The sequence below is a fragment of the Actinomadura sp. WMMA1423 genome (assembly GCF_006547145.1).
Classification (GTDB): Bacteria; Actinomycetota; Actinomycetes; order Streptosporangiales; family Streptosporangiaceae; genus Spirillospora.
Genome location: NZ_CP041244.1, coordinates 6,057,916 through 6,076,055, shown reverse-complemented (window position 1 = coordinate 6,076,055; position 18,140 = coordinate 6,057,916). Strand labels below are relative to the sequence as shown.

General features: G+C 72.6%; 14 protein-coding genes and 2 pseudogenes. 7 read left to right on the top strand and 9 right to left on the bottom strand.

Annotated features, from left to right (window positions below):
• Positions 1-92: 92 nt before the first annotated feature.
• The 3 genes and pseudogenes from nuoK to FKD65_RS28140 all read right to left on the bottom strand — a co-directional run.
• Positions 93-377: pseudogene (nuoK, locus tag FKD65_RS46355) on the bottom strand (NADH-quinone oxidoreductase subunit NuoK); the annotation flags it as partial.
• Complete coding sequence (locus tag FKD65_RS46350) at positions 377-1,066, bottom strand: NADH-quinone oxidoreductase subunit J (RefSeq protein WP_141580454.1); 690 nt, start codon at positions 1,064-1,066, stop codon at positions 377-379. The pseudogene nuoK and the gene FKD65_RS46350, both read right to left, overlap by 1 nt.
• The gene (locus FKD65_RS28140) at positions 1,063-1,611 is read right to left on the bottom strand and encodes an NADH-quinone oxidoreductase subunit I (RefSeq protein WP_141580452.1); all 549 of its coding nucleotides are present in this window, start codon (positions 1,609-1,611) and stop codon (positions 1,063-1,065) included. Before FKD65_RS28140 ends, FKD65_RS46350 begins: the two co-directional genes overlap by 4 nt.
• A gap of 345 nt (positions 1,612-1,956) precedes the next feature.
• Between FKD65_RS28140 and FKD65_RS28135 the strand changes: the two genes are divergently transcribed.
• A complete protein-coding gene (locus tag FKD65_RS28135) occupies positions 1,957-2,553 on the top strand; it encodes a helix-hairpin-helix domain-containing protein (RefSeq protein ID WP_141580449.1) in 597 nt (198 codons plus the stop codon).
• A gap of 39 nt (positions 2,554-2,592) precedes the next feature.
• Here FKD65_RS28135 and FKD65_RS28130 read toward each other — a convergent pair whose 3' ends face one another.
• The 4 genes and pseudogenes from FKD65_RS28130 to FKD65_RS28115 all read right to left on the bottom strand — a co-directional run bounded on the left by FKD65_RS28130 (position 2,593) and on the right by FKD65_RS28115 (position 5,747).
• Positions 2,593-3,546: a complex I subunit 1 family protein gene (locus FKD65_RS28130; protein ID WP_141580446.1), complete on the bottom strand. Its 954-nt coding sequence runs from the start codon at positions 3,544-3,546 to the stop codon at positions 2,593-2,595.
• Positions 3,539-4,105, bottom strand: a complete 567-nt coding sequence (locus FKD65_RS28125; protein ID WP_141580444.1) for an NADH-quinone oxidoreductase subunit C — start codon at positions 4,103-4,105, stop codon at positions 3,539-3,541. Before FKD65_RS28125 ends, FKD65_RS28130 begins: the two co-directional genes overlap by 8 nt.
• 761 nt (positions 4,106-4,866) lie before the next feature.
• Positions 4,867-5,310 (bottom strand): annotated as a pseudogene (locus FKD65_RS46680) (NADH-quinone oxidoreductase subunit B); the annotation flags it as partial.
• A gap of 65 nt (positions 5,311-5,375) precedes the next feature.
• Positions 5,376-5,747 carry an NADH-quinone oxidoreductase subunit A gene (locus tag FKD65_RS28115; RefSeq protein ID WP_141580440.1) on the bottom strand — a complete coding sequence of 124 codons (372 nt, stop codon included), beginning with the start codon at positions 5,745-5,747 and terminating at the stop codon, positions 5,376-5,378.
• 364 nt (positions 5,748-6,111) lie between these two features.
• Here FKD65_RS28115 and FKD65_RS28110 point away from each other — a divergent pair, with 364 nt between their 5' ends.
• The 5 genes from FKD65_RS28110 (at position 6,112) to FKD65_RS28090 (ending at position 13,645) form a co-directional block, all read left to right on the top strand.
• On the top strand, positions 6,112-7,179 hold the full coding sequence (locus tag FKD65_RS28110) for a hypothetical protein (protein WP_240809642.1): 1,068 nt from the start codon (positions 6,112-6,114) through the stop codon (positions 7,177-7,179).
• 750 nt (positions 7,180-7,929) lie between these two features.
• The gene (locus FKD65_RS28105; RefSeq protein WP_141580436.1) at positions 7,930-9,111 is read left to right on the top strand and encodes a hypothetical protein; all 1,182 of its coding nucleotides are present in this window, start codon (positions 7,930-7,932) and stop codon (positions 9,109-9,111) included.
• Positions 9,112-9,539: 428 nt separating this feature from the next.
• On the top strand, positions 9,540-11,381 hold the full coding sequence (locus FKD65_RS28100) for a 2-oxoacid:acceptor oxidoreductase subunit alpha (RefSeq protein ID WP_141580434.1): 1,842 nt from the start codon (positions 9,540-9,542) through the stop codon (positions 11,379-11,381).
• Between the two features lie 85 nt (positions 11,382-11,466).
• A complete protein-coding gene (locus FKD65_RS28095) occupies positions 11,467-12,498 on the top strand; it encodes a 2-oxoacid:ferredoxin oxidoreductase subunit beta (protein ID WP_205718918.1) in 1,032 nt (343 codons plus the stop codon).
• 181 nt (positions 12,499-12,679) lie between these two features.
• Positions 12,680-13,645 (top strand): hypothetical protein, encoded by a 966-nt coding sequence (locus FKD65_RS28090; protein WP_141580432.1) that lies wholly within the window; start codon positions 12,680-12,682, stop codon positions 13,643-13,645.
• 218 nt (positions 13,646-13,863) lie between these two features.
• Here the strand turns inward: FKD65_RS28090 and FKD65_RS28085 are convergent, their stop codons facing one another.
• Both FKD65_RS28085 and FKD65_RS46675 read right to left on the bottom strand, forming a co-directional pair.
• Positions 13,864-14,688, bottom strand: coding sequence for a YceI family protein (locus FKD65_RS28085; protein WP_205718276.1), 825 nt, complete (start codon positions 14,686-14,688; stop codon positions 13,864-13,866).
• Between the two features lie 73 nt (positions 14,689-14,761).
• Complete coding sequence (locus tag FKD65_RS46675; protein WP_141580429.1) at positions 14,762-17,320, bottom strand: MFS transporter; 2,559 nt, start codon at positions 17,318-17,320, stop codon at positions 14,762-14,764.
• Between the two features lie 134 nt (positions 17,321-17,454).
• Here FKD65_RS46675 and FKD65_RS28075 point away from each other — a divergent pair, with 134 nt between their 5' ends.
• Positions 17,455-18,063 (top strand): TetR/AcrR family transcriptional regulator, encoded by a 609-nt coding sequence (locus FKD65_RS28075; RefSeq protein WP_141580427.1) that lies wholly within the window; start codon positions 17,455-17,457, stop codon positions 18,061-18,063.
• The last annotated feature ends 77 nt before the right edge of the window (positions 18,064-18,140 follow it).

The window sequence follows — 18,140 nt, the reverse complement described above, 5'->3', positions numbered from 1 at the left end:
CCGGCCGGAACGGTGTGCGCTGCGGCGCCCCCGGCCTCCTCGGACTCGACGAGGTTCTCGGAGTCCTCGGGGTTCTCGGAGAGCGTGCGCAGCCGGTCGACGTCGATCATCTGACGGTTGCGGAAGACCAGCAGCACGATCGCGAGGCCGAGCCCGACCTCCGCCGCGGCGATCACGATGGTGAACAGCGTGAGGACCTGGCCGCCGTGCAGGCGGTCGCGGTACCAGACGTCGAACGTGACGAGGTTGAGGTTCACCGCGTTCAGCATCAGCTCGACCGACATCAGGACGAGGATCGCGTTGCGGCGCGCCAGCACCCCGTACACGCCCACCGAGAACAGCAGCGCGGCGACGATCGTCGGGTAGGCGAGATGCATCAGGCGCCGCCCCTCACGTCCGGCCGCCCGTCCGGTTCCTCGTCGGGCTGCTCGTCCGGCCCGGCTCCGGGTTCGGCGGCGGGTTCGGCGGCGGGCTTGGCGGCGGGCTTCCCGATCCGCTTCACGGCGGGCTTCCCGCCCCGCTTCGCGCCCGGCTTCGCACCGGGCTCGGGGGCGGCGTCCGGACGGGCCCGGATGTCCGACCTGGACAGGACGATCGCGCCGACCAGCGAGGCGAGCAGCAGCACCGACAGCACCTCGAACGGCAGCACCCACGTCCGGAACACCGCGCCGCCCAGCTCCTCCGCCGACCCGCCGCCCGCGCGCAGCGGCATCCGCGCGTCACCGAACCCCATGACCATCACCGCGACCAGGACGGCGGCCGTGGCGGCCGCGACGGCCAGCGCGGCCCACCGGTTCCCGGAGTCGAGGTCGGCGGACTCCCCGATCGGCGCCCGCGTCAGCATGATCCCGAACAGCAGCAGCACCACGATCGCGCCGACGTAGATGAGGACCTGCACCCAGGCGACGAACTCCGCGGTGAGGACGAGGTAGCCGCCCGCGAGCGCGCCGAACGACACCACCAGCCAGAGCGCCGAGTGGACGAGCCGCCGCGTCGTCACCACGAGGACCGCGGAGCCGACCGCGACCACACCGAGCAGTGTGAAGACGATCTCCTGGCCGCTCATCCGCGCTCCCCCGGCGCCGAGGGGGGCCGGCGGGCGGCGCGCGCGGCGGCCTTCTCGGCCGCGGCCACCTCCTTCGGCGGCTCGGCGGACGGGTCGTGGGCCTGCGGCGGCGGGACGGTCCACATCCACTCCCGCAGGCGCTCCTTCTCGTGCGTCAGCTCGGCGATGTCGTACTCGGCGTACTCGAACTCCGGCGACCAGAACAGCGCGTCGAACGGGCACACCTCGATGCAGATCCCGCAGTACATGCACAGCGCGAAGTCGATCGCGAAGCGGTCGAGGACGTTGCGGGTCCGGGGGCGTCCGCCGCCTTCGGCCGGGAGCGTCTCCTTGTGCGAATCGATGTAGATGCACCAGTCGGGGCACTCGCGGGCGCACAGCATGCACACCGTGCAGTTCTCCTCGAACAGCGCGATGACGCCCCTGCCGCGCGGCGGCAGGTCCGGTTGCACTTCGGGGTACTGGCGCGTGATCGACCGCCGCGTCATCGTCCGCAGCGTGACCGCCAGCCCCTTGGCCAGCCCGCCTCCTGGTAGCCGTCCCACGCGCCCCATGATTGCGCACGATCGGCGCGGGGGGAACGCGGCGGGTTCGGCGTTCGTCCTAGGAGGTATAGGTCGTGTGCTAGGGACCAGGCTTGCGGCCGGGGAGGGCATGTGGGTCATCACGCGGACCGCCCGTACGATCCGGAGCCCGGTCACCGGCCCCACTCGGCCGCCGACCGCACCCGGCCTGCGCATCCCCGCACCCCGCGACCTCCGCGACGGCCGCGCGCCGAGCCCGGCTGGCGCCCTCCGTACCCGGGCCCGCCCGTGCTCCCGCAGCCGCCCCAGCCGCCGCCGGTCCCGGTGCCGCCCCCCGAAGCGCCCCGCGGCTTCCTGTGGGCCGGCGTGCCCTTCATCACTCTCGGCTTCGGGACGCCGGTCTCGTTCCTGTACGCGGCCGTCCGGCGGCGGTCGGCGGGGCTCGGGGCCACCGCGGTCGGCTACGGCGCAGGGTCGGCCGGCGCGCTGACGCTGTTCCAGTCCGACGACCTGTTCCTCATGGGCTACGGCCTGCTCCTGGCGATGCTGCTCTGGGTCGTCGGGACGGGGCACGCGCTCGCCGTCCGGTCGTCCGTCTTCCCCCGCGAGGTCCCCCATCACGCGCTCAACGCGCACGCGATCGAGGTCGCCAAGTACCGCCGGAGGCTGCGGGACGAGGCCCGGGACCTCGCCGCCGGGGACCCGGCCCTCGCCCGCGAGCTGCGCATCGGCCGCCCGGACGTGCCGCGCACCTACGACGACGGCGGGCTCGTGGACGTCAACCACGCGCCCCGCGAGATCATCGAGGCGCTGCCCGGCATGACCCCGGAGGTCGCCGACCGGATCGTGCGGCGCCGCGAGGAGACGGGCGGTTTCGTCTCGGTCGAGGAGATGGCCGTCGACGCCGACATCCCGCCGGACGTCCTGCCGATGATGGCCGACTTCACGATCTTCCTCAGGTGACACCGGCTCGTCAGGCGGCGCCGGGGCGGGCGGCGGCGCTCAGAGGGCGACCTTGAGGACGCCGGTCAGCGCGAGCTGGGCGAGCGACAGCGGGACGAGCCACGCCCAGGCGAGCTTCTGCAGCTGGTCCTCGCGCATGCGCGGGTAGCTGACCCGCAGCCAGATCACGCAGAACGCCAGCACGCCGATCTTCAGCAGCGTCCAGAGCCAGCCCAGCTCGGTGTTCAGGAACGGGCCCTTCCAGCCGCCCAGGAACAGGACGGTCGTCAGCGCGCACAGCACGACGATCCCTGCGTACTCGGCCAGGATGAACAGCGCGAACCGCAGCCCGCCGTACTCCGTGTACGGGCCGAAGATGATCTCCGAGTCGGCCACCGGCATGTCGAACGGCGGGCGGCGAAGCTCCGCCAGGCCCGCGACGAAGAACACCACGCCGCCGACCGCCTGCCACGGCAACCACCACCAGTGCCACTCCTGCACGACGCCCTGCAGCGACAGCGTCCCCGCGGCCATCGCCACCGACGAGGCCGCGAACACCATCGGCAGCTCGTAGGACATCAGCTGTGCGGCGACCCGCATCCCGCCGAGCAGCGAGTACTTGTTCGCGCTCGCCCAGCCGGCCATGATCGCGCCGATCACGCCGACGCCCATCACCGCCAGCGCGAAGAACACCCCGGGGCCGAGGTCGAGCGCGACCTGCCCGCCCGGCCCGACCGGGATCACGAGCAGCACCAGCAGGTACGGCACGATCGCGACGCCCGGCGCCAGCTTGAACACCCACCGGTCGGCGTCGCGGGGGACCACGTCCTCCTTCTGCGCGAACTTGACGCCGTCGGCGACGAGCTGCGCCCAGCCGTGGAAGCCGCCCGCGTACATGGGGCCGAGGCGGCCCTGCATGTGCGCCATCACCTTGTGCTCGGCCTGCCCCACCAGCAGCGGGAGCACCGCGAACGCGCCCGCGACCAGCACCAGCTTGACCACGACCTCAAGCATGGGGCCCCCAGCCCTCCGGGACGCCCGGCGGGCGGACGCGGCGGCGGCTCGGCGCGCCGTGCCCCGACTCGCCCGGTTCCTTGGCGCCGGGCCACGGCTTGGCGACGCGGGCGGCGAGCACGAAGTCCTTGCGCAGCGGGTGGCCCTCGAAGCCGTCCGGCAGCAGCAGCGGGACGAGGTTCGGGTGGCCCTCGAACAGGATGCCGAACATCTCCGCCGTCTCCCGCTCGTGCCAGGCGGCGCCCCGGTAGACGCCCGTCGCCGTCGCCAGCACGGGTGCCCGCTTCGTGACGCGGGTGCGGATCAGCAGATGGTGGCGGCGCTCAAGCGAGTACACGTGGACGACGACCGCGAAGCCCTCGTCCACCTCGTCGACGCCGGTCAGCCAGTCGAAGAAGCCGCAGTCCAGCTCGTCGCGCGCGAAGGTGAGCGCGTCGATCCAGTGCTCGGGCGGCACCCCGACGGCCAGGCCGCCGTGCGTCCCCTCCGCGCTGATCTCGTCGCCGAAGCGGGCCCTCCAGGCGTCCGTGAGCTCCGCCGCGAGGGATTCGGGGCTCATCGGTCGCGTCCGATCTGGTCGTCGTGCTCGTCGTCGACCAGCCCGGGGATGATCGACGGATCGTGCTCGGGGTTCACGCCCTCGTCCCGCGCCGCGCGCCGGTCTTCGGCCGCACCCTCGTCGCCGGCCGGCGGAACCGGCGCGGCGAGGGGCTCGTTCTCGATCATGTGGACGGGCTGGGTCGTGTCCGTCGGCAGGACGGGCGGCGCCTCCGGCTCGGACCGGGTTCCGCCGACGGGCCGGACGGGCTGCGTGACGTCGGTCGGTTCGACGGGCGGGGCCCCCGGTTCGTGCTCCGCCACGGACCCGGCCTCACCGAGATGCCGGACCGGCTGGGTCGTGTCGGTCGCCCGGACGGGTTCCGCCTCCGGCTCGGGTTCCGCGGGGGTCTCGGCCTCGCCCAGAGGCCGGACCGGCACCGTCACGTCGGTCGGCCGGGCGGGGGGCGCCTCCCCTCCGGGCCCGGCCGGAACTTCGGCCTCCCCCAGATGCGGGACGGGCAGCGTCTCGTTCTCCGCGGCCTCGTGTTCCACGGCTGCGGCCTCCGCGGCTGCGGCCTCCGCGGCCATGTCCCCCGCCGCCTCGTCGTCCCGCCCGTCGTCCTCGGCAGGGCCGCTCCAGTGCTCGAAGGTCTCGTCCTGGTCGGGCGGAGGCGGCGGCTGGAGCGGGCGGCGCAGGACGGTCGCCGTGAACGGGCGCGGCGCGGGCGGCGGCGCGACGGGCTCGCGGCCGGCGCCCTCCCCGCCGTAGCGGTCGCCGAGCGACTCGGCCGCGATCTTCTCCTGGAGGTGGACGATGCCGTGCAGCAGCGCCTCCGGGCGGGGCGGGCAGCCGGGCACGTAGACGTCCACGGGGATGATCTGGTCGACGCCCTTGGTCACGCAGTAGGAGTCCCAGTACGGGCCGCCGCAGTTGGAGCAGGCGCCGAAGGAGATGACGTACTTGGGTTCGGGCATCTGCTCGTAGAGGCGGCGCACGGCCGGGGCCATCTTGTCGCTGACGGTCCCGGAGACGACCATCAGGTCGGCCTGCCGCGGACCGGGGGCGAACGGGATGACGCCGAGCCGGATGAAGTCGTGCCGGCTCATCGACGTCGCGATGAACTCGATGGCGCAGCAGGCCAGCCCGAAGTTGAAGACCCAGAGCGAGTAGCGGCGGCCCCAGTTGAGCACGAACCTGATCGGCTTGGGCGCGAGCCGCGACAGCGGCCCGACGCTCGGCGGGGGTAGATCGATGGTGCCCACACCGCCATTGTTACAGCGCCCGGCGGTCAGACCCAGGACAGGACGCCCTTCTTGCCCGCGTATGCCAGGCCCGTGGCGAGGAACGCCAGGAAGACGAACATCTCGCCGAGCGTCGTCGCGCCGTAGCCGGGAGCCGAGAAGACGGTCGCCCAGGGGAACAGGAAGACCGCGTCGACGGCGAACACGACGTACAGGTAAGCGAAGACGTAGTAGCGAACGTAGGAGTGGGCCCAGCCCTCCCCGACGGGGTCGACACCGCACTCGTACGTGGTCAGCTTCTCGACCGTGGGACGATGGGGGCGCAGAAGCCGGTTCGCCGCGAGCGCTCCCCCGACGATCCCGGCGCCCACGAGGAGCAACGCGACCACGACGACATATGTGTCGAAATAGTTATGCACCAGATCCTCCTCCCATGCGTCACATCCAGTATCTCGCGCAGCAGCATCGAGATATGTGACGTCGTACCTCCACCGCGGGGGATCACAATGTCATGGTCTTGCTGCACACTAGGTTCGCATGGGTCGGTATGACCTGGAAGGACGTGACCGGATGAGCAACCCCCCGCCTCCCCCGGGCTGGGAATCCCCGGGTGGGGCCTCCTGGCCGCCTCCGCCGCCGCCAGCGGGCCCGGGCGGGCCCGGTCCCGGCGGGCCCGGCGGGCCCGGCGGCCCTGGCGGTCCTCCCCCGCCCGGCGGTTTCGGTGGTCCCGGAACCCCTCCCCCCTTCTTCCCCCCGCCCCCCGGCGCCCCGATGGGCCCCCCGATGCCGCCGCCGAGGCGCGGCGGTGGCGGCGGCCTGGTGATCGGCCTCGTCGGCGGCGGTGTCGCCCTGCTGGTGATCATCGCCATCGTGGTCTTCGTGGTGGCCAAGGGCGGCGGCAAGTCCCCCGAGGAGAAGCTGACCGCGGCCGCGTCCGACATGGACTCCGCCCGCGCGGTCTCGCTGAAGGGCACGTTCGGCGGCAGCGAGACGCTGCGCGGCGAGCTCAACGTCACCAAGGGCGGCCGCGCGATGGGGCCCGTCACCTGGAACAGCGACCAGGTCACCGTGCTGTCGGCCGACGGCAAGCTGTTCGTGAAGGGCGACAAGTCCTACTGGACGCGCCAGATCTCCTCCACCGACGACCCGTACTACCTCACCTCGGGTGAGCAGTGGGGCCGGCTGAGCGCCGACGAGCTCGACCTCGACTTCAAGGAGCAGCTGTCGCCGACGGCGCTGGCGAGCAAGATCCGCTCCGCCCGGCTGTCGAGGGTCAAGCCCATCGAGACGACGTGGATGGGCAAGAAGGCGCTCAAGTTCAGCACGTTCTCCTCCACGCTCTACATCACCGACGAGGACGACGCCAAGCTGCTGCGCTACGAGGCGACCACGCCGCGGGTCGCGGTCGACGTCACCCCGAAGGACTCCAGCGACGCCTCGTCCCTCATCTCGGACATGCGCACGAACATGGGCGAGCTGAAGGACTCCTTCTTCGGCTCGGCCCGGCCGACGGTCGACGAGTGGAAGAAGGGCGGCTGCAACGGCAACTCCGGCTGCACGGTCGAGGCCAAGATCCGGCCGCCGTTCGACGCGGAGAAGCCCGTCTCGATCGACGTCCGGTTCCGGCTCACCGCCGGCACGCTGACCGGCCGCGACCTCGGCAACTGCACCACCCGCATCACGATCAACAGCACCCTCTCCCAGTGGGCGAGCTGCCGGGTCGTCAGCAGCGCGTGGACGAGCTGGGCCAAGGCCACCGGCGGCACCTTCTACAAGCACGCCGAGTACAAGGTGATCGGCGCCACCTCCGCCGAGGTGTCCGCGCTGCAGAACGGGCTCGACAGCGAATGACGCCGCAGGTGAGGCGCCTCGCGCGCTGAGCCGCGACCGCAAGGGTGCCCGGCGGCGCTCCTTCCGTTCCGGGGGGATGCGCCGCCGGGCACCCTTATGCTCTTGGGTGGACGGCCCCTCCAGGGCCCGGCGGCCGCCCTCCTCCCCCGGAACGTTCCCGAGCCCGCCGGTGCCCAACGGGGGACGCTTTCGCACCCCCTTGCTTTGTGTCTGACGGTCGGGCCGAAACCGGGCCCCGGAAGTGAGCAGAGTGAGCCCCGAGTGAGCGCTGAACAGGACGAGCCGTCACCGACGGCCTCTTCCCGACCCCCGTCCCCGGGCGATCCCGGGACGGCCGCCTCCCGTCCGCACCAGGGCGCCCCCGTCCCGTCGGGGCCCCACCCCGGAGACGTCCGCGTCGCCGGCGGCGAGGCTCCACCGGGCGCGGCCTCACCCTCCGGCCCGGGCGCGGCCCCTGAGGCTCCCCCCGGTTCGGACCCGGGCGCGACCCCCACGGACCCGCACGGCACGCCCTCCTTCCTCCCGCCCGGCGTGGTCCCTCTGGTCCCGTCCGGCGCGGCGTCCTCCCCCACGTCCGAATCTGAGGCGGCGCCCTCTGCCCCGCCCGGCCCGGGCTTCGGTCCTCCGCCCCCTGCGGGTGGCGCCTTCCCGCCCGACGCGGGCGTTCCGGGCGCGGCGTTCCAGCACGGCGCCCCTGTTCCGCCCGGCTCACCCACGCCGGGACGGCCCCGCAAGCCTCGGGGACGGCGCGTGGTGGTCGTCGCCGGAGCGGCGGCGGTCGTGGTCGTGGCCGGCACGGCTGCGGCCGTGGCGCTCACCGGCGGCGAGGATTCCGCGAAGGCGAAGCCGAAGGCGACCGTGTCGGCCCCGCCTCCCGCGTGGACGGTCGCGGCTGGGCGCGACCTCACCTCCGGCGCGGGCCTGCGCTACGAGGGCACCCTGACGCTCGGCGGGCAGCCCGTCCAGGCGCGCCTGCGCGTGACGCCGGCGGGGGCGGCCACCGGCACGCTCACCGGGGGCGTGCTCACGGCGGAGGTCGTCGCGGCCGGCGGCGTCACCTACCTCAAGGCCGGGCCGGCGTTCTGGCAGACCTACGCGAGCGGCGTCGCGCATCCGGAGTACTACGCGGGACGCTGGTCCAAGGCGCCCGACTCGGTGCCCGGCTTCGACGTCCCGGACGTCCTCGGGCCCAAGGCGATCGCCAAGGCGCTGGCGAAGGCCCCCGCGCGGCCCCCCACGGAGGACGTGAACGGCGTCCGCGCCTTCAGGGTGAAGACGTCCGACGCGGAGTACGTGCTCACGACGGCTTCCCCGTACCGGCTGCTGGCGGTGCGGCCCGCCGGGCAGGCGGCGCCGCGCTTCACCGTCGCGCCCGTGGCGGCCCCGGCGACGCTGTTCGCCGAGCTGCGCCCGCGCGTGGCCCGGCTCGGCGGAGCCGCCGACCCAAGCCTGCGCTTCACGCCGGGGACGCTGACCTTCAGCAACTGCGACCAGAACACCAGCGGATGCACGGTGAACATGCCCGCCACGCTCACCGAGCCCGCGTCGGTTCCGGACGGCGCGCGCGCGGCGCTGCGGGCGGCGATCTCGTCCCAGGGCGAGCCGCTCGGGACGTGCACCGGGTCGGGGCCGGTCCCGGCCAACCGTTCGCTGGTTCTGCGTTGCACCGTGACGAGCAAACTGTGGCGGCACTGGATGCGCGCCGCGCTCGACAACCCCGGCTCCTACCCCTACGAGGCGAAGGCGCGCGTCGTCGGCGAGGCGCTGGACGTCGCTGACGTGCCGAAACTCCTCGCCCGCGTCGACCGGGAGCGCAAGGCGGTCGTGAAGGCGCATTCGGCCACGCCGGGCCCGGCCGTGTCGGGGGAGCCGTCCGTCAAGCACTCCGAAGGGCCAGAAGTCGCCACTTCCCAGACACCAGGGACACCGTGAACCCCATGTTCAGGGGCGGTGCGGTCGGACGGGATCCCGCCTGTCTACACTTCGGGACGTGAACTCCACGCGCCCGGGGAGCCGATGCTCCTCGACGAGTCCCACGCGGCCGCTGGTCCGGCGTCTGCACGTCGACCTGTGCCGCCAGCGCAGCTGCCTGTGTCGGGGATGAACCCGGGGACCCGTCCAGGTCGTATCGCCCGATAGGACCTGCGGAGCGTTCCGCCGCCCGTCGCCGCCTCCGTGACGCGCGGCCAACCGCATCCGGCGAGGAGCGCACGTCTTTTCAGGTGCGGTCGTCCCGGTGTGCGGGCCGTCCCCGCTAACCCATCCCGTCCCGGACATACCATGAAGGTAAGCCTTAGTAGCATCACGATCCTGGGTGCCTCCCCCAGGACGGATGCTGCGCGTCGAGGAGGTCTTCCTCTGTGACCAAACAGGTCCAGCAGCTCGACCGCGTCATCATCCGCTTCGCCGGGGACTCCGGCGACGGCATGCAGCTGACCGGCGACCGCTTCACCCAGGAGACCGCGGCGTTCGGCAACGACCTTTCGACGTTGCCGAACTTCCCGGCCGAGATCCGCGCCCCCGCCGGGACCCTCCCCGGCGTGTCCAGTTTCCAGTTGCACTTCGCCGACCACGACATCCTGACGCCCGGCGACGCGCCCAACGTCCTGGTCGCGATGAACCCCGCCGCCCTCAAGGCGAACCTCGGGGACCTGCCGAACGGCGCCGACCTCATCGTCAACACCGACGAGTTCACCAAGCGCAACCTCGCCAAGGTCGGCTACGCGGCCAGCCCCGTCGAGGACGGCTCGCTGTCGGAGTACCGGGTCCACGCGCTGCCGCTGACGTCGATGACGGTCAAGGCGCTGGAGGGCTTCGACATCTCCAAGAAGGACGCCGAGCGCGCGAAGAACATGTTCGCGCTCGGCCTCCTGTCGTGGCTGTACCACCGTCCCACCGAGGGAACCCTGGGCTTCCTCACGCGGAAGTTCGCCAACAAGCCCGAGATCATGAAGGCCAACATCGCGGCCTTCCAGGCGGGCTGGTCCTACGGCGAGACCACCGAGGCGTTCTCGGTGCAGTACGAGATCAAGCCGGCCGAGCACGAGCCGGGGCTGTACCGCAACATCACCGGGAACCTCGCGCTGGCGTACGGGCTGGTCGCGGCGGGCGTGCAGAGCGGGCTGCCGATCTTCCTCGGCACCTACCCGATCACCCCGGCGTCCGACATCCTGCACGAGATCTCCAAGCACAAGCGTTTCGGTGTCCGGACCTTCCAGGCCGAGGACGAGATCGCCGCGGTCGGCGCGGCGCTCGGCGCCTCGTTCGGCGGGTCGCTCGGCGTCACCACGACGTCCGGGCCCGGCATCGCGCTGAAGAGCGAGACGATCGGCCTCGGCGTCGCCACCGAGCTTCCGCTGCTGGTCATCGACGTGCAGCGCGCCGGCCCGTCCACCGGCCTGCCCACCAAGACCGAGCAGGCCGACCTGCTGCAGGCCATGTACGGCCGCAACGGCGAGGCGCCGGTCCCGGTGGTCGCGCCGCAGTCGCCGTCGGACTGCTTCGACGCGGCGATCGAGGCGGCGCGGATCGCGGTGAAGTACCGCACGCCGGTGATCCTGCTGTCGGACGGCTACCTCGCCAACGGGTCCGAGCCGTGGAAGCTGCCGGACGTGGAGTCGCTGCCGAAGATCGAGCCGGACTTCGCCGAGCCGTCGCAGGAGGAGTTCCAGCCGTTCCAGCGCGACCCGGCCACACTCGCCCGCCCGTGGGCGGTCCCCGGCACGGCCGGGCTGGAGCACCGGATCGGCGGCCTGGAGAAGGCCGACGTCACCGGCAACATCTCCTACGACCCCGCCAACCACGACCGCATGGTCCGGCTCCGCCAGGCCAAGGTCGACGGGATCGCCAACGACATCGAACCGCTCGCCGTGGACGACCCGTCCGGTGACGCGCGCGTCCTGGTGATGGGCTGGGGCGGGACGTACGGGGCCATCTCCGCGGCCGTCCGGCGCGTCCGGGCGTCCGGGCGGCCCATCGCGCAGGCGCACCTGCGGCACCTCAACCCGTTCCCCGCGAACCTGCCCGAGGTGCTGCGCTCCTACGACAAGGTGATCGTCCCTGAGATCAACCTCGGGCAGCTCGCACTGCTGCTGCGGGGCCGGCTCCTCATCGACGTGATCGGCTACAACCAGGTCCGCGGCCTGCCCTTCAAGGCCGAGGAGCTCCAGGGCGTCATCCAGGATGTGATCGACAGTGAGTGACATCCGAGCGAACGGCTCACCGAACGGCGACGGGGCGGCGAACGGCTCGTCCAACGGGAACAACGGCTCGCCGAACGGCGGCGGCCTGCTCTCCCTCGTCCCGAAGGCGGACGGGAAGCAGACGATGAAGGACTTCAAGACCGACCAGGAGGTGCGCTGGTGCCCCGGGTGCGGTGACTACGCGATCCTCGCGGCCGTCCAGTCCTTCCTGCCCGAGCTCGGGCTGCGCCGCGAGAACATCACGTTCATCTCCGGCATCGGCTGCTCGTCGCGGTTCCCGTACTACATGAACACCTACGGGTTCCACTCGATCCACGGCCGCGCGCCCGCGATCGCGACGGGCCTCGCCACGTCCCGCCCCGACCTGTCGGTGTGGGTGGTGACCGGGGACGGCGACTCGCTGTCCATCGGCGGCAACCACCTCATCCACGCGCTGCGCCGCAACGTCAACCTCAAGATCCTGCTGTTCAACAACCGGATCTACGGGCTGACGAAGGGCCAGTACTCGCCGACGTCGGAGCTCGGCAAGATCACCAAATCGACGCCGATGGGCTCGCTCGACGCGCCCTTCAACCCGCTGTCGCTCGCGATCGGCGCGGAGGGCACGTTCGTCGCCCGCACCATCGACTCCGACCGCAAGCACCTGCAGTCGGTCCTGCGGGCCGCCGCGCAGCACCGCGGCACGGCGCTCGTCGAGATCTACCAGAACTGCAACATCTTCAACGACGGCGCGTTCGACCCGCTGAAGGACGCGGCGGTGCGCGACGACGTCACCGTCCGGCTGGAGCACGGCGAGCCGATCGTGTTCGGGGCGGACCGGGCCAAGGCGCTGCGCCGCACCCCGGCCGGGTCGTTCGAGGTCGTGAACGTCGCCGACGTGGACCCGGCCGAGATCGCCGTGCACGACGCGCACAACCCGGACCCGTCGCAGGCGTTCGCGCTGTCGCGGCTCGACCAGCCGGCGTTCGAGCACACCCCGATCGGCATCTTCCGCGACGTCGACCGGCCGTCCTACGACGAGCTGATGCGGGCCCAGCTCGACGACGCCGTCCAGACGCAGGGCGAGGGCGACCTCGCGGCCCTGCTCGGCAGCGGCGACACCTGGCGCATCGACTGAGGTGAGTTCCGCGAAGGCCCGGTCCCGACGCATGGGGGCCGGGCTTTCGCACGCTTGGAAACGTCCCGGACGGGGCACTGTCTCTCTCGTGCCGGCCCGCCGGCGACCCGCGGGCGGGACGCCGTGCGCGGCGGCGCCCCCGCCTGACAGACTGAGGAGATCATGAACCCGGGAGGTGGCGATGCGGGTCGTACCGCGCCGTAGCAAGGGTCGTTCGCGGGACGAGGACCCCGCGCCCGCCCCGGCGCCTCCCGCCCCCTCGCCCGAGACGGCGCCCCCGGACCCGAAGCCGCCGGCCCCGCTCATCCCCGAGGACGCCGCGGAGAAGACGCAGCCTCAGCCTCCCGCCCCGGCCCCGCCCGGCGACACGCGGCCTATGAAGGCGCCGCCGGGGCCGGGCGGCGATCCGGCCGAAGCGCTGGGGCAGGCGAGCCTGCGCGACGCCGACCGGCGCGCCCAGGCTACGACGGCCGTGCTTCCCGCGGCCGCCCGCCCGCCGGAGACCGAGGCGGAGCGGCGCCGGGCCCGGGCCGCGCAGCGGCAGCGTGAGGCCGCGGAGATGAAGCGGAGCCGGGCGGCGCGGCGCCAGGGCCGCGTCTACCGGGAGGCCGTGCCCGCGAAGGCCGCCGACCAGCACCGGTCGGCGATGTTCGTCATGGTGCTCACGCTGGGGCTGCTGATCGCGGCCGTCGCGGTGACCGGCGGGCTGATCGCGTCCTCGATGCGGACGCGGCCGGTGACGCTGGCCGCGCCGCTGCACGTCTACCCCGTCGCGCAGGCGGTGCCGGGCCAGTGCCCCGCCGGGACGCAGGGCATCACCGGGCAGACCGCCACCGGGGTGACCTGCTACCGGCTCACCCAGGGGATCGCCATCCACAAGGTCGCCGACCTGCGCGTGCAGAAGTCGCGGGTGAAGCCGGGCGGTTACGACGTGGCGGTGACGCTGCGCCCGAGCGACCGGCGGGCGTTCGCCGAGCTGACCCGCGCGACGGTCGGCCGCGACCTCGCCTTCGTCGTCCGCGAGCGGCTGGTGACGCTCCCGCGCGTCGACATGGCCATCACCGACGGCAAGGTCATCGTGACCGGCTCCCCCGACCGCGCCTCCGCGAACGCGCTCGTCCGCCAACTGCGAGGTCGTGCGAACTGACGACCGTCCTGGTTCGAAAGCCGCGCACCGACCTCAGCCAACGCCGCCACCACGCAACAGCCTGAAATGGTTGCGATCGCGTCCGAAGGCAGGTTCGAGCGGAGCGAGAACCTGATCGCGCAGCGAGCCGCCAAGGCGAGACGGAGCGATGCTAGCGATCGCCGCGTTTTTCGACGATGGAGGGCCGCCAGGCCCGAAGGAGGAGAAAGACGCAATGACTACTGGGGTAGTTCTTCGCCTTGGACGGCCTGGATCTCCAGTTCGACCTTCAGGCTTTCGCCGACCAGGGCGACGCCGGCCTCGACGATCTGGTTGAAGCGGATGCCGAAGTCGGTGCGGCGCAGTTCGGCGGTCGCGCGGAACGCGGCACGGACGCCGCCCCACAGGTCACCGCCGCTGCCCAGGTAGATCATGTCGAGGTCGACCGGCTGGGTGACGCCGTTGAGGGTGAGGCGGCCGTGGACCGTCCAGCGGTCGGGCCCGGCGGCGGTCAGCCCCTCGCCCTCGTAGGTGACGACCGGGTGGACGTCGGCGTTCAGGAAGTCGGCCGAGCGCAGGTGGTCGTCGCGCATCTTGTTGCCGGTGTCGATGGACGTCGCCTCGATGCGCGCCGTGACGCGGGACTCCTCGACGGGCTCGGCGATCTCGATGCGTCCCTCGAACGCGCCGAACCGGCCGCGGACGCTCGACAGGCCGAGGTGCTGCGCGACGGCGCCGACGTTGGAGTGCGCCGGGTCGATCGTCCAGGCCCCGGGCGGCGGGAGTTCGGTGCCGCCCGCCCGGCCGAGGACGATCTTCCCGATGTCGGCCGTGCCCGCGCTGGAGACGATCAGGGTCGAGGCGGCCGGCTGGAAGCCCATGGCCGTCACGATCACCGTGTAGGTGCCGGGGGGCAGCGGGCCGGCGGCGAGCACGCCGTCCTCCCCGGTCTGCTCCCGCGCGACCTGGTCGCCGGCCAGGTTCGTGACCGTGACGATGGCGTACCGCACCGCCCAGCCGTCCTTCGTCCGCACCGTCCCGCGCATGCCTCGGTTCGCGTCCATCAACGACCCGCACTCCAGGTTCCGTGTTTCGGGGCCGCCGCCCGCGGGCGGCCCGGCTCGCTCGGGTCCGTCACTAGTCCGGGTAGCCGAGGTTCAGGTCGTGGTCGTCCAGCCCGCTGCCGGAAATGGACAGACCGGTCGCGACCGGAGGATATCCGGACGCGATCAGCGTGTACTGGCCGCCGGTGAGGTCGGTGAAGGCGTACTCGCCGTCCGGGCCGGTGATGACCATCGCGACGACGTTCCCGGCGGCGTCGACGAGCGTGACCCGCGCGTCCCCGACCACATCGCCCGACTCGTTGCGGACCGTTCCGCGCACCCGGGCGCCGGGAGGCATCTCCACGTCCAGCTTGGTCTGGCCGTTCCCCGCGACCTCCACCGGCATCGCCACCGGGCGGTGCGCGGCGGCGCTGACGGCGAGCGTGTAGCCGCCGGCCACGATGTCCTTGAACGCGTAGCGCCCGTCGGCGTCGGTGCGTCCGGTGCCGACGACGTCGCCGCGCACGTCGGTGACGACGACCATCGCGTTGACGATGGGGGTGCCGTCGGCGCTGCGGACCGTTCCGACGAGACCGCCGCTGCCCGCCAGCAGCAGGTCGAACTCGACCGGCCGGTCGCCGACGACGAGCGTCGCGGCCTGCGGCTCGTGCCCCCCGGTCGCGGCGATCAGCACGTAGCTGCCGGGGCCGGGCGCCGGCAGCGCGTACCGCCCGTCCTCCTGCGTGATCGCTCGGCCGAGCTGGTGGCCGTCCACGCCGATCAGGGTGAGGGCGGCCGAGACGACGGGATCGCCCTCGCGCGTCCGGACGACGCCCCGCACCGGGACGCCGGACCCGTGCGGCCCGTTCTGCTGGGCCAGGAGGCGCACCTGGGAGGCCAGGTCCATGGCGGCCGGAGGCTCCTCCGGCGGGGCCGGCGGCGCGGCGACCTCGGCGAGGGGGCCGTCGCCCAGGGGGCCGCGGCCGCGCGCGTGCCTGCCGGCGCCGATCGCACCGACGGCACCCGTCCGCACCCCCGGAGAAGGCGGGCGGACGACGCCGCTCTCCGCGGACGCCTCCTCCTGGACGGGGGCCGGCGGCTCGCCCTTGCCGCGGTGCGCCGACCCGCGCAAGGGGTGTTCCTTCAGCGCGAGCACCGCGACGAACCCGACCAGGGCCACCGGGATGCCGACGAGGAAGACCGTCTGCAGGGAGTTCGTGAACGCCTCCTGGATGATGCCCCTGACCGGCGGGGGAAGCTTGCTGATCTCCTCCGGGGAGCCGAGACCGTGCGCGCCGCCGCCCGGCATGGCGATGCCCGCCGTGCGGAAGCCGGTGGTGATCTCGTCCGCGACCCGATTGGTGAGAATAGCGCCGAAAGCGGCCACTCCCATAGCACCGCCGAGATTACGGAAGAACGAGACACCGGACGTCGTGGAGGCGAGGTCGGCCGGCGCCGCGGAGTTCTGCGCGGCGAGGATGAGGATCTGCAGGCTGAGGCCCATGCCGACGCCGAGGACGGCCAGGTCGGCGCCGACGAGGACCTTGGGCGAGTCGGTGTGCAGCAGCGACAGCAGGTACAGCCCGGCGGCGACGCACAGCAGCCCGACCACCGGGAAGATCTTGTAGCGGCCGGTGCGGGTGACGACCTGGCCGGAGCCGGTGGAGGTGACGAGCATGCCGACGACCAGCGGCAGCGTCATCAGGCCGGACGCCGTCGGGCTCATGCCCTTGACGATCTGCAGGTACTGCGGCATGTAGATCATCACGCCGAACATCGCCATGCCGACGCAGACGGAGACGAGCGAGGTCAGCAGGAACGTGGGGTTGCGGAACAGCCGCGGCGGCAGGATCGGGTCGCGGGCGACGCGCTCGGCGACGACCGCGAGGAGCACCAGCACCACGGCGAGTCCGAGCAGGCCGTAGGTCCACCTGGAGTTCCAGTCGAACTCCGTCCCGCCCATGGAGAGCACGAGCATCAGCACGGCGGCGCTGCCGGTGATGGTGAACGCGCCGAAGACGTCGATGCGGGTGTCGCGCCGGACCTTCGGCAGCTTCAGCACCTTCTGGATGACGAGGAAGGCCACGATCGCGAGCGGCACGCACACGTAGAAGCACCAGCGCCAGCCCAGGCTGTCGGCGTCCACGATGAACCCGCCGAGCAGCGGTCCGGCGACGGTCGAGACGCCGAACACCGCGCCGATGAAGCCGGCGTAGCGGCCGCGCTGCCGCGGCTCCACCACGTCCCCGAGGATGACCTGGGCGAGGGCGGACAGGCCGCCGACGCCGAGGCCCTGGAACGCGCGGGCCGCGATGAGCTGGCCGATGTTCTGCGACAGGCCCGCGCCCACCGAGGCCGCCACGAAGATGATCAGGGCCGTCTGGAACATGAGCTTGCGCCCGGCGATGTCCGACAGCTTGCCCCACAGGGGCGTGGACGCGGTCATGGTCAGCAGCGACGCGCTCGCGACCCAGGAGAGCTTGTCCTGGCCGCCGAGGTCGCCCACGATCGTCGGCAGCGCCGTGGCGACCACCGACGTCGAGATCATCGACGTCAGCAGGGCCATCATCAGGCCGGCGAGGATCTCCAGGATCTGACGGTGCGTGTACTGCGGTCTCGCCTGCTCTGACACCGCCGGGCCGTGCGATGCCACGCTCGCCTGAGCCACCCTGCCCCCACAACTCAGATGAAATACCTGTGTTCTGCATGTATCTTATGTAGACGGTTGTTTACTTGCAACTCGTCCATAATGGACTTGGACGGTTACCGGCGACCGGGAGCTGGGGGATGCTGGTCGACAAGGAGCCCGGGCGCGAGGCGGCGGGGCGGCGCAAGCGCGACCGGGAGGCCACCCGGCGCCGCATCCTGGACGCCGCCCGCGACCTGTTCGGTGAGCACGGCTACGACGGCGTCACCGTCCGCATGATCGCCAAACGCGCCGAGGCGAACATGGCGCTGGTCAACCGGTACTTCGGCTCGAAGGCGGCGCTGTTCGGCGAGGTGCTGGCCGGCGAGTCGGTGATCCGCGGCGTCATCGCGGGCGACCCCGAGGGCCTGCCGCGCCGCCTGGCCGAGCACTTCGTCCGGCAGGTCGACCAGCGCTCGGTCACCGCCATGTCCCGGATGCTGGACCGGTCGGCCGGCCATCCCGAGGTCAAGGAGATCCTGCTCCGCTACCTGGAGGACGTGATCGTCGAGCCGATGGTGGCGCAGCTGGAGGGGCCCGACGCGCGGGCGCGGGCGCTGCTGGCGTCCACGATCATCATGGGCGGCGGGCCGGTGCGGCGCCTGGTCGGCCTCGGCGACCTGCGCGCCGCCGACCCCGCCGAGCTCACCGACCGCCTCACCGCGATGTTCGGCGCCGCACTGGCCCCGCCGGTCCATCGCGAGACGTAGCGGGGCCGGGCCGCGTACCGCGGCGGGAGCAGCGGAGATCGGCTTCGGGGCGGAGCGGGCGGCCGCGAGCCGCGCAT